At 52.7% G+C, this 13,081-nt stretch carries 7 protein-coding genes; 6 read left to right on the top strand and 1 reads right to left on the bottom strand.

Annotation, left to right across the window (positions count from 1 at the left end):
- Positions 1–201 precede the first annotated feature (201 nt).
- The 5 genes from F7231_RS23900 to F7231_RS23920 all read left to right on the top strand — a co-directional run bounded on the left by F7231_RS23900 (position 202) and on the right by F7231_RS23920 (position 10,516).
- Positions 202–2,718: a TonB-dependent receptor gene (locus tag F7231_RS23900; RefSeq protein ID WP_166693826.1), complete on the top strand. Its 2,517-nt coding sequence runs from the start codon at positions 202–204 to the stop codon at positions 2,716–2,718.
- A 312-nt stretch (positions 2,719–3,030) separates the two neighbouring features.
- Complete coding sequence (locus F7231_RS23905; protein WP_166693827.1) at positions 3,031–4,056, top strand: hypothetical protein; 1,026 nt, start codon at positions 3,031–3,033, stop codon at positions 4,054–4,056.
- A 529-nt stretch (positions 4,057–4,585) separates the two neighbouring features.
- The gene (locus F7231_RS23910) at positions 4,586–7,651 is read left to right on the top strand and encodes a SusC/RagA family TonB-linked outer membrane protein (RefSeq protein ID WP_166693828.1); all 3,066 of its coding nucleotides are present in this window, start codon (positions 4,586–4,588) and stop codon (positions 7,649–7,651) included.
- A gap of 57 nt (positions 7,652–7,708) precedes the next feature.
- Complete coding sequence (locus F7231_RS23915) at positions 7,709–9,421, top strand: RagB/SusD family nutrient uptake outer membrane protein (protein WP_166693829.1); 1,713 nt, start codon at positions 7,709–7,711, stop codon at positions 9,419–9,421.
- 96 nt (positions 9,422–9,517) lie between these two features.
- The gene (locus tag F7231_RS23920; RefSeq protein WP_166693830.1) at positions 9,518–10,516 is read left to right on the top strand and encodes a LacI family DNA-binding transcriptional regulator; all 999 of its coding nucleotides are present in this window, start codon (positions 9,518–9,520) and stop codon (positions 10,514–10,516) included.
- A gap of 13 nt (positions 10,517–10,529) precedes the next feature.
- Here the strand turns inward: F7231_RS23920 and F7231_RS23925 are convergent, their stop codons facing one another.
- Complete coding sequence (locus tag F7231_RS23925) at positions 10,530–11,531, bottom strand: LacI family DNA-binding transcriptional regulator (RefSeq protein ID WP_085413249.1); 1,002 nt, start codon at positions 11,529–11,531, stop codon at positions 10,530–10,532.
- Between the two features lie 352 nt (positions 11,532–11,883).
- Between F7231_RS23925 and uxuA the strand changes: the two genes are divergently transcribed.
- Positions 11,884–13,068: a mannonate dehydratase gene (gene uxuA / locus F7231_RS23930; RefSeq protein WP_166693831.1), complete on the top strand. Its 1,185-nt coding sequence runs from the start codon at positions 11,884–11,886 to the stop codon at positions 13,066–13,068.
- Positions 13,069–13,081: the final 13 nt, after the last annotated feature.

Below are 13,081 nucleotides of genomic sequence, written 5' to 3' on the forward strand. Positions count from 1 at the left end.
TCGGCGTACAGCCACAAGGCCAGGAAGCTGGCGTATTTTTTACAAAAGCCCCAGGTTTACGTCGGCTACTGTAACGTACCCATCCGGGCAGGTACGTTGCGCTGGTCACCAGATAGGAATTGGCCGGCTTCTGAGTAGGGATAGGTATAGGAAACTTTTGGTGTTTGCCAGTGGTACTTTTATGCGCTTTCCAACCAACGGATGAAACACTTTTTACCCTTCCTGCTTGCACTCACTTCGGCCTACGCGATGGCCCAGACCCCTGACACGCTAAAGACGGCGCCAGCAGCCGATTCGATCCGGCCCGTACGCATTGACTCTGTTGCGCCTGCACCCGCCCCGGTAATTCGGCCCAGCCTGACCGGTGGTGGGCGTATCAGTGGCAGCCTAACTGATGGCGGGCTGAACAAACCAGTGGAATTTGCGACAATAGCCCTTTACAATCCGCTGACCAACAAGCCCATTGGCGGGACTACCTCCGACGAGCAGGGGCAGTTCACTATCAGTAACATTGCACCAGGTACGTATCGGGTCGTGGCCAGCTTTATGGGCTACGAAAACAAAGTGATTGAGCATGTCAGCGTTGGCGCTGGCAGCCCGGTCATTTTACTGGGGTCCATCTCGATGCGCACCGATAGCCGGACGCTGAATGAGGTAGTGGTGACCAGCGAAAAGGCACTTATTGAGGACAAAGATGACCGCCTGGTGTACAATGCCGAGAAAGACCTGACCAACTCGGGCGGCACGGCTATGGACGTGCTTAAAAAAGTGCCTCTGCTGACCATCGACCCCGACGGCACGGTGCAGCTGAAAGGCAGTAGCAGCATCAAAGTGCTTATCAACGGAAAGCCGTCAAGTATCATGGCCCGCAGCGTGAGTGAGGCCCTGCAAATGATTCCTGGGGAACTTATCAAATCAGTTGAAGTGATTACGGCTCCTTCGGCCAAGTATGATTCGGAAGGCACCGCCGGTGTGATCAACATCATCACCAAAAGCAAGCTACAGGGCCTGACGGGCGGCTTAACCGGAACACTGGGCAACCGGCGCAATAACCTTGGGGGCAACTTTACCATGAAGCGCGACAAGCTCAGCATCACGGCGTTTGGCGGCGAAAACTGGACGAACTCGTATGGTAGTTCAGAGAACGTGCGACAGAACCTCCGCAACGGGCAGTTGTTTAGTGTCATTGCCCAGAGCAGCGCCTATCGCAACGACGGTCGGTCGCTGTTCAGCTCGTTCAGCCTTGATTATGATCTCGATTCGCTCAACCGGGTTGGTGTAGATGCCAACTTTGGAGGTGATAACCGGACGACGTTCTCTACCCGTGATACCCGCCAGAGTGTCGACACGGTAAAAGCTTTTCGCCGCTACACGGAGAGTAAGAACACGAACAGCAACATGGATATGAACTTCAATTATACGAAGCGATTCAAGCGCAGTTCAGATCAGGAATACACGTTTCTGGCGCAGTATAACCAGAACGACGGGCAGAGCGGCTACTCGCTGAATCAGTTTGCACTTCCAGAGAATGGGGTGATCAATTACCGGGAACAAAACCGGAACGAGAACCAGCAAAACGAGTTGACGATTCAAACCGACTATGCGCACCCGTTTTCACTCAAGAAACAACGACTGCTCGAAGTAGGCAGCAAATACATCCGCCGCGATGTGGGCAGCGATTTCCGACTCGAAAATGCCCCGGACGGATCACTGAATTTTCGGGAAGACGCGCGCCGGGCCAATGTCTTTTCTTACCAGCAGGGCGTCTGGTCGACCTATGCGTCATTCCGCATGCGAACAGCCAACCGGTGGGGGTTCAACCTGGGTGGTCGTTACGAACGAACCATGATCGACGCTGATTTTAAGTCGACGAAGACGCAGTTTAGTGACCAGTACAACAACTTTCTGCCAAACGTAAGCGTGTCGAAACGATTTGGCAAAGACGCGCGGGTACGTTTAAACTACAGCCAACGCATACAGCGGCCCTCCATCAACTTCCTGAACCCCTACGTCAATTCGGCCGATCCAAAGAATATTCAGTCGGGCAACCCCTATCTGGAGCCTGAACTGGCGCACTCGGTTGAAGCGTCATACAGCAACTTTCTGAAAGGCGGCACCACGATCAATTTCATGGTGTTCAGCCGGCAAACGAACAACGCCATTGAACGGGTGACTACGGTTGATTCGACAGGTATCTCGAACAGCACATACCGGAACATTGCCAGCAACGCCACCTATGGTACCAATCTGTTCGGATCGGCTAAGCCCGCCAAAGGCTGGAATGTCAGTGGTTCTGTTGCGCTCAACTACAACATCCTGAACAGTCCGGCGCTGCAAACGAGTAATCGAAACTGGAGCTACCAGTTCAACTTGAACACCTCTATCCAACTGCCCGGAAATACCAGTATTCAGGCCAATGGCTCATACACTTCCCGTCGTATTCAGTTACAGGGACAGTCATCGGGCTACTATTACTATAGCTTATCGGGCCGTAAAGAAATCAAGCCGCAAAACATCACCATTACAGCCACCTTCGAGAATCCCTTCCGCCTCTACAACATCGTTGAGAACCAGCTACGTACGGCAACATTCACCTCGGCGGGTACGAACTACACCGTTATCCGAAATATCCGGTTAACGGTAAACTGGCGGTTTGGCAAGATGAGCGCCGCCCCTAATCGCGAGAGGAAAAAAATTGCAAACGACGACAAAAAGTAGCCGCATCTGTGGCTTTCGTAAGTACGTTACCAGTACGGTTTTAGCTACATCAGGTACTTCCTATTCCTAATTGGCGTCTGCCTCGGTAGTTACTTGTCAATCATAAATACACGCTATCTAAATTTTAGTAAACTTTAAATTACCGAACAGTTGATATATGAGTACTGATTTTGTCTGTTTTCTGTAAGTGAGTACATTCAATTGATGACAGCCAAGCTGTTACACACCAGTGAGTTAGTCTGCATATCATCAAGGCTAGTATCTGGTATGATCCGCTGGCAACGAGATGTTCTTCATTAAATAGTCAATCCGATGGCAGGCTCAGTTCCCCTTATCACCGCTAATTCAATCACCACAATTACGGGCTTGCGCGTCAAGCCGATCTACTTTGTGACGCTGAACGGACAGGCACAACCTAGTCTGGTCATAAAAGGCGAGAACATGCTCAACGTCAATAACAATGACGCCCTGGTTTCGATGACCTGGACAAGCAAGCTGATGAAGAACGTTAACAACCATCAGGTTAACGTGAAGCTGATGACCCCGACCGAGATCACCGAGTTTTTGCGGGCAGGCAATGCCACTTTTGCCGCCAACTCAGATGAGGCTTACCACCTGGGGGGACAGTACAATTGGGTTAAAATGCCAAACGTGGCTGGCCTCTCAGATACAGAGATCTGGCCAACTACGTCGGCAACGCCCGAAGCAAAGCGAATCAAAGCAGTCATTATTAAACTGATGCAGCCCCACATCTGGTATGAATTGGGCAAGGTGGTAGCGGTCGATATATTCAACGGCAACAATGACCGATTCAATAGCAACGGAGACTGGGTAAATAAAGGCAACATCATGTTTGTCAACAACAGCGTCATTGGTATGGATACCTGGGACCCCAGCGGCACGAATGGCGGTAATATGGAATCCAACCTGGTACAGGGCGGCGGTTTTCAGGCGTTAACGATTCTCACTGACCTGTTTAGCCGGCATGAATTTGCGGTAAAGGCCACCGCCTCCGTAGGTCTTGAGCTTTCGAACGGGTTGAAGCGGTCCGGTACGAATAGTGTTTCGGTTCGGTTGACGGACAACAGCATCATTTCGGTTGATCTTGAACAAATCAAAACACTCTTTGACGAACAGGTGACTGAGTTTAAGCGAGGTCTTCTCGATGGTGCCACTCAGTTGAGGGCCTACCTGCAATTAAAGGTAAATCAGTATGATGTTTCCCGTAGAGCGGTGATCAAATTTGGGGTCGCGCGAGGTGGAGTACCGATAAATCAAGGCTCTATCAAACGGATTCCCAAGGGCGTCCTTGATCGGATGAATTTTCTGGGCTGGTAAGACGTCAATAAGCAACGTACCTGAATAATGGAGAACAGCACCCAGCACTACCCCGTCGGACAACTGCCAGCATAGGTAGTTTAGCCCCGACGGAGTTCCTGGGTTGATGCGCTTGCTGCTCCATCCCGTTTTTAACTTACATCTCCTCATAATCGCAGGCATTTGGCCAATCCTAGCCTCGACTAAAACGGGACTTGTTGGTGCTCTAATGCCCCTACCTGCTCAATTACAGGCGGTGCCACTCAACGCGCACTAATTACCGTATTTTTACTTAGTATATCCACAGTCAAATCATCGGTAAACATAAGTAACCGTTGTATCCGTTCTATGCTGTAAGTAGTAGCTGCAAAAATTACGAAAACGGTGTAGTAGCCAGCTCACTAATAAAGTCAAAAAATTATAGGGAAAACCCTAACCGACCATAAGTAGATTAGAGGAAAAGGTAAATTTTAGCATGAAATAGTCAATAAAGTACCCTACAAGTTCATGTTAGTCAAACCCCTATGCTAAAGTATTACCCTTCCAATCTATGATCTCTTACTATTCTCAAACGCCGGTTTCCCGGCGGCTACTGGCCTGGGCCTGCCTCTGGTTATGTTGCTTGTGCGTTGCCCCCGCTTTTGCACAGGAGCGCGTTGTAACTGGTCGTGTCAATGACGAGCAGATTTCGCTGCCTGGTGTAACGGTAACCGTTAAAGGAAGCACACGTGGTACCACTACCGATGCTGAAGGTATGTACCGCATCAGTGTACCGAATGATCAGGCTGTTCTTGTCTTCTCATCCGTTGGCTTCACCTCGAAGGAGATGGTTGTTGGCAACCGCTCAACGATCAACGTAACCCTGGCGAACGACGAGCGTTCGCTGAACGAAGTGGTGGTGGTTGGTTACGGTACCCAGAAAAAGAGCCAGTTAACGGGTGCTATTTCGTCAGTATCGGCCAAGCAAATCACCGAAATGCCTATTACTAACCTGGGCCAGGCCCTTCAGGGTCGTGTGGCCGGGGTCGATGTGGCGCAGTCAGGTAGTAAACCGGGGACTGTACCGACGATCCGGGTACGTGGTCGCCGGTCATTCAATGCCGGTAATGATCCGCTTTATGTCGTGGACGGTATTCCGCTTTCGGCAGGGTACGAAGATTTGAACCCCAACGATGTGGCCTCGATGGAAATCCTGAAAGATGCTACAGCTACTGCCATTTATGGGGCACGGGGTGCCAACGGTGTGGTACTCATCAGCACGAAGCGCGGACAGGGTAATAACAAAACGACACTCAGCTACGACAACTACGTTGGTCTGACCGATCCCCTCGACAAGATCAAGCTGTTTAGTGGTCCTGAATTTGCTGAATTTGTGCGGGAAGCCTACCGAACAACCGGTAACTACAAAGACGCAAACGGTAACCCGGTACCAACGGGCGTGGCCGATGCCTTCGCTGACTCGAAAGTAGCCGTACTGGGTGGTGACCCTGCCGTAGCGGCGGGCATTGCTGCCGGCCGCAGCACCGACTACCAATCGCTGCTTCTCCGTCAGGGCTTCCAGCAGAACCATTCATTGGGCGTGCAGGGTGGCAATGACAAAACACAGTTCTATATCTCCGCCGGTTATTTCCAGGATAAGGGCATCACCGAAGGGTTGGATTACACGCGTTACTCACTTCGCGCCAACATTGATCACACGATCAATAAAACCTTCAAGGTGGGTCTGTCGTCGTACTTCATGTACAGCGAGCGGAATGGTGCCAACCGCAACCCGTACCAGTTTACCCTGCAGCAGAACCCGCTGGGTCGCCCGTACGACGATAACGGTAACCTGATTTTTGCACCGACGAATGACGCCCTGCTGACCAACCCGCTTTTCGAGATCATTCCGGGCGCGTGGGTCGATCAACAGAAAAAATATCGGATCTTCAACAGCATCTACGCAGAGGCCAATATTCTCGATGGGTTGAAATACCGGGTCAACTTCGGTCCTGACTTCACGGTACGCCGCGATGGCCGGTTTGTGGGTTCCCTGACCAACGACCGCAAAGGCGGAGATCCTACAGCACAGACAGCCAGCCAGTTTGGCTTTAACTGGACGCTGGAGAACATTCTGACGTACACCAAAACGTTCAATGGCAAGCACAACCTGAACGTAACGGCGCTTCAGTCAATTCAGCGCGACAATTTTGAGCAAAGCAACATCTCAGTTCAGGGCGTTCCGGCCGAGTCGCAGCAGTTCTTCAACGTGGGCACGGCCAGTTCGGTACTGGGTGTAGGCAGTAACCTGATTCAGTGGACGATCAACTCGTACATGGCCCGTGTCAACTACGATTATAACGACAAATACTTAGTTACGCTGACCGCCCGCCGCGATGGTTCGAGCCGGTTTGGGGAAAACACCAAGTACGGTACCTTCCCTGGTATTGCTCTGGCCTGGAATATCAGCAACGAGCCTTTCCTGAAAGGCACCACCTGGCTCGATCAGTTAAAGCTTCGTTTGAGCCGCGCGGCGGTAGGTAACCAGGGTGTGGCTCCCTACCAGACGCAGGGCCTCATGAGCCGCACAGCCTACGCCTGGGGTAACAACCCAGCCTACGGTTACCGCCCAAGCACGATTGGCAACCCCGACCTGAAGTGGGAAACCTCGACCTCATCGAACATCGGTTTGGATTTCAGCCTGTGGCGTGGCCGGGTGTCTGGTTCGCTCGAACTGTACCAAACCAACACCACCGACCTGCTGCTGTCTGATCAGTTGCCTACCTCGATTGGCTTCAACTCGGTAACCCGCAACGTAGGCGAGACCCGGAACCGGGGTATCGAGCTGAGCGTATCGACGGTCAACGTAAATTCGCCAAGTGGTTTCAAGTGGAGCACGGACTTCGCGTTCACGAAGAACTCAGAAGCGATTATCTCGCTCTATAACGGTGCAATAGATGATCTGGGTAACAAGTGGTTCATTGGTAAGCCACTGACTGCCTACTTCGATTACCGGAAAGCGGGTATCTGGCAGACAAACGAGGCCGATGCGGCTAAGTCGTACCAGAGTGCCGTTGGCCAGATTAAGGTGCAGGATACCAACGGCGATGGTAAGATCACGTCAGAAGACCGTACGTTCATTGGCTCGGACATTCCGACCTGGAGTGGCGGTATCACCAACCGATTCAACTACAAAGGATTTGACCTGTCGTTCTTTATCTACGCCCGGATCGGTCAAACAATCCTGAGCGGTTTCCACCAGAACAACAATGCCCTGGCTGGTCGCTACCAGCAGATCAAGGTTGATTACTGGACGCCCCTGAACCCAACCAACGAATTCCCCCGCCCGAACTCGAGCCAGGAATTCCCGGTCTACAACACGGCGATCATTTACTTCGACGGTTCATTCGTGAAAGTTCGGAACATCAACTTCGGGTACACATTCCCATCGAGCATCACCTCGAAGCTGCGCATCCAGTCGTTGCGGTTGTTCACCAGCATCCAGCAGCCATTCATCTTCTCAACCTACCGGTCGAAGTACAATGGTGTTGACCCTGAGACGACGAACGGAACCGTTGACAATGGCATCACGCCCGCTACCCGCATCACCACGTTTGGCTTAAACGTGAAATTTTAACCAAAGACCTTGACAATCAGCCAAGCGAATTTGTCATCTTTCATCATGTACCGATCAATGAAATCGAACATCGTCATAAAAACCTTCCGCGTACTGGGCGTTGCAAGCCTGCTGCTTAGCAGTCAGGGTTGTAAGGATGTACTGGAAGAGAAAGTAATCTCGGCCATTGGCAATGATTACATCACCACACCCAAAGGGTTTGAAGATGCCGTAAGAGCGTCATACGTACCCCTGCGGGCCTATTACGGCACACAGCAGGGCCTCACGATGAGCGAATATGGCACCGACCTGTATGCAACCGGTGCCGACGGCGGCTACAAGGGGTTTCACTTCTACGACACCCAACTCAATAGCTTTGTCGACTTTCTGGCCAATGTCTGGGACGAACTCTACCGGGGTATCAATACCTGCAATGCGGTAATCGAACGGGCACCAGCAGCTACCGGTATCACCGATGCCCTGAAAAAGCAGCGCGTGGCCGAGGCCAAGTTCTTACGGGCGCACTACTACTACCTCTTGCTACAGCAGTGGGGCGGTGTAGACCTTCGCCTGACGGAAACGCTGGCGCCAACCAAAAAGACGTCCCGGGCGTCGGAGGCTGACATCTACAAAGCTATCATTGCTGACCTGGATGCAGCCATTCCTGATCTGGACCCCAAAATCCGGGCCGCCGACTATGGCCGTGCAACCAAAGCTGCCGCCGAGCACCTGCTGGCTCGCGTGTACCTGACCCGGGCTACATCGTCCTCGAAAGCAGCCGACGATTACGCAAAAGCAGCTACGCTGGCGCAGAATGTAATCAACAATTACGGTTTCAAACTTCTGCCTGATTTTGCAAGTGTGTTTGCCCAGGGCGCGGGTGAGATCAACGACGAAGTGATTTTTGCCGTACAGTATACGTCTGACCCACTAACCAACGCCGGCTCTGCACCAGTGGCCAGCTCGGGCGGCAACACGGGCGGTAACAACCTGCACCTGTTCTTTGGGATGCAGTATGACGTACAGCCTGGTATGGTGCGCGACATCGCTAACGGTCGCCCCTTCAAGCGGTTGCGTCCTACAACGTATGCTATGGAAACCGTTTTCCAGAACCGCGATAACGATTCGCGCTACAAGAAGACGTTTAAGGACACCTGGCTCTGCAACAACCCGGGTACGTTCAACTCGTCGTTCGATCCGTCGAAACCGACGCTGACATTTAAGGCCGGTGATACAACGATCTTCATTCCGGGCTACGAAATGCCGCTTGCCGAACGCGCCAAAAAGAAATACCAGGTGCTGGTGCCGAGCCGCTACGATGAGGCGCTCTTCCCAACACTGCAAAAGTTCTTTGATCCCCTGCGTCCCGACCGTACCTACGAGCCTGGCAGCCGTGACTTCCTGGTGTTCCGACTGGCCGAAACGTACCTGATTCTGGCCGAGGCGCAACTGCTGCAGGGTAAAACCACCGAGGCAGCCGCCGCTATTAACATGGTTCGTCGCCGGGCGGCATGGCCGGGTAAAGAAGCGGCGATGACGATTACACCTGCCCAGATGAACATGGACATGGTTTACGAAGAGCGGGGCCGTGAACTGATGGGTGAGCAAATTCGCTGGCTGGATCTGAAGCGCTGGGGTAAGCTGGTTGAGCGGGTGCAGAAATACAACCCACAGGCCGCCGCCAACGTGAAGGAGATTCATAACCTGCGCCCAATTCCGCAGACTCAAATTGACCGCACAGAGAAAGCCGCCGATGGTACCCCGGGTTTTAAGCAAAATCCAGGGTATTAAAGCCTAGCTAGTTCATTACCGCTATATTGGAATGGTCAGGCGTTGTCAATTCGTGCCAATGCCTGACCATTTTTTAATCCACCTTGCCGCCTGACTATGAAAAAGCTTGTCACCCTGAAAGAGTTATCGAAGGAGTTGGGCGTTTCGGTCTCCACGGTATCAAAGGCCCTGAACAATGACTCGACCATTGGCCATTACACCCGTGAACGGGTTGAACGCCTGGCCCGCGACCGCCACTATGTTCCAAACGAGGTAGCCCGTAATTTTCAGCAGCAACGCAGCCTGACCATCGGCTTGATTGTTCCGAATGTGCTGGATCAGTTCTTTGTGCAGGCCATCAATGGGGTCGATGAGGTAGCCAGCGCCAGGCAATACACCGTGCTGATGAGCCAAACGCTCGATGATGAACGCCGGGCCAATGCCATTCTCGACCAGATGCGCCTCGACGGTGTCGATGGGCTGATTTCAACGATCACGCCTACCACGACAGATCTCACCCCCTACCGACGACTGGAAAAAGCCGGCATTCCGGTGGTGTTCATGTCGCGCAGCCCCAACGACCCAGCATGTGCTCAGGTTACCCTCTTGAACGACGATGCAGCCTGTAACGCGACGACTTTTTTAATGGAGCGCGGCCATCAACGGCTGGCGTATCTGAACGGGCCGCCGTGTGTTGCCGCCAGCCAGCAGAGGCGCATCGGTTTTGAACGCGCATTGATCGAACAGCACCGAGCTAACGACGGATTGGTTTATCAGCCGGCAGGGCTCACTCCCACTGACACTGAGCAGGCCATTGAAGCGCTGATGGCTCTTCCGGAGCATCCAACGGGCATTCTGACGTTTAAGACGTATATGGCCTTGGATGCTATTGCCTACCTGAAACGCATTTACCCGGAACGCCTCAATACCGTGGAGTTTGTGGGTTTCAGTAACCTCCCGTTGCTGAAACACCTGGCGCACAAACCGGTTGCCTCCGTTGAAGAAAACCCCGGCTTGATGGGCGCAGAGTCCATGCGGTTACTAATGCAGCTGATGAGCGATACGCCGGTCACTTCGACCCATATCGAGATTCCGGGTACGTTGATCGTGCATTGATGGGTACGTTGCGCTAATAGACCGTTAGCTGACAGGGAATTTTAAGCTGTTGATCAGGAATAGGCTCAGACTGAGTCATGCGCTGGTACAACAATCGGAAGGCCTCTGTTCCCAGCACAAACGGATCGGCATCAATGGCGGCTAACGGGCGATAACCAATATGCTGTAACAAGGGCAAATTACCGAAGCCAACAAAGTCCAGTTGCTGCTGACGGTCCGGGTATTCACGTTGAAGGAATGAAATTGCCTCCAGCGTAACGTAATTTTTGTACGCCAGCACGGCAGTTGGCGGATCGGCCAGTTGCATTAGTTCATGCATGGCCTTGTTGAGTTGACCAGACGTAGTATCGGCCCACTGAGTCAGACAGGGGTCGAACGGAAGTTGATGATCGAGAAGAGCCTGCCGGTATCCTTCATAACGTACCTGACTCATGGTCGACGAAGCTGGTCCCCGCAGGTGGGCAATGCGCCGGTGACCCTTGCCAACCAGGTACGTTACAGCCTGTCGGCACCCGTCAAATGAATCGGCAACAACACTGTGAGTAACGGCGACATGAGGCGAACGGACAAAGAATACAACAGGAATACCGATAGCTTCCAACCGGTCGACAAAATCGATACGGTCGGTTTTGGTGGTGATGGAGATAAGCAGCCCATCAACCCGGTTACGAACCATGGTGTCGATCAGGGCACGTTCTCGATCGGGATCTTCATGGGTTTGGGTAAATACAACGGCATACTGGTGACTGGCAGCGGTATCTTCAATTCCCTGGAGTGCCAACCCATAAAACTGATCGAACAAATCAGGAATAATGACGCCGATCCTGAAATTACGGCTTTGTTTCAACCGGATGGCCGCCTGATTTGGGACATAGTTCCAGTCCTCAGCCAGTTGCTTGATCCGTGCGGTAGTAGCAGGCCCAATACCAGGGTCATCACGAAGGGCTTTGGAAATAGCCGACACAGACAGGCCCAGTTCTTTTGCCAGGTCTTTGAGGGTAACGCCTCGTCTCATACACGGCCGTTTGGTTCTAAAAAGAAAGTCTACCCGCAGCAGCAACCAACTGATGGCGGTGAGCGGGCCGCAATTTAACCCGTGAACAACACAACTAGCTATACGTCCTGACTGCAAAAGCAGGTACGTAGTCGGTAAACAGTTCGTTGCTTACCAGCCTCTGATCCTGTAGAAAGGGAGCATAAACACACCAACCTCCAGGGCCAGCGAGTAGTAGTGAACCGTGAATTAGCTGGAATGAATAACGAAATTAGGCAATTCACCTCAACAGATTGAGTATGATTCCCCCCTATTTCCCATTGTATAACGAGTCAATTCTTTGCTCAAACTAGTCATTATAAATACAACCTGAATGAATTTACGTCAATCATGGCGTTGGTTTGGCCCCAACGACCCGGTATCGTTAGCAGATGTACGCCAAACGGGCGCTAGTGGCATTGTTACAGCCCTTCACCAGATTCCCCACGGGGCTGTATGGCCGGTAGAGGCTATCCGGGCCCGGCAGGCCGAAATAGCAGCCACACCCCAGGGCGAAACCCCGCTGCACTGGGCCGTTGTAGAGAGCCTGACCGTATCAGAAAGCATCAAAACCCGCACAGGTACCTATAAGCAGCATATCGATGACTACAAACAAAGCCTGCGTAACCTGTCCGAGTGTGGGCTCAAGGTAGTTACCTATAATTTTATGCCGGTCAATGACTGGACCCGGACCAACCTGAACTACCCTATGACCGACGGGTCTAAAGCCCTATATTTCAATTGGTTCGATCTGGCGGTGTTTGATATCCACCTGTTGAAACGTCCTAACGCAGCCGATGATTACGCGCCCGGCGTAGTGGCAGAGGCCGAACGGCGATTCGGCCTGTATACCGCGCAGGAATGCGAACAGTTGGCCGACATTATCATGTTTGGTATTCCAGGTGAAGCCAAGCAGACCATTGATGGAATGCGCGCCCGACTGGCAACCTACGCCGACATTGACGCTGATGCACTGCGGGCGAACCTAACCGATTTCCTGGCCGACGTGGCCCCGCTAGCCGACGAACTGGGCATTAAACTGGCGATTCACCCCGACGACCCGCCATTCCCGATTTTGGGGTTACCCCGCATCATGTCGCGGGCCGAAGATTACGACTACATGCTGACCAAAGTCCCCAACAAGAGCAACGGCGTTTGTTTCTGCACGGGTTCGCTGGGCGCTAATCCGGCCAATGATCTGCCTGCGCTGGTACGCCGTATTGGCGAGAAAATTCACTTCGTACACCTGCGCAATGTGCGTAAAGACGAGCACGGTAATTTCTACGAAGCCGACCACCTCGACGGCGACGTGGATATGTACGCCGTGATGCGCGAAGTACTGGCCATTCAGCAGCGCGTTGCGGAGCCGATCCCGTTCCGACCCGACCACGGTCATCAGATGCTCGACGACCTGCATAAAACCACCAACCCCGGCTACTCGTGTATTGGCCGCCTCCGCGGATTGGCGGAGTTAAGAGGACTCGAATTGGGTATCACCCGCGCCGAAGGGTGGCACTAATCCATTGACCACC

The organism is Fibrivirga algicola (assembly GCF_011742925.1).
In the GTDB taxonomy this organism is placed as follows: Bacteria; Bacteroidota; Bacteroidia; order Cytophagales; family Spirosomataceae; genus Fibrella; species Fibrella algicola.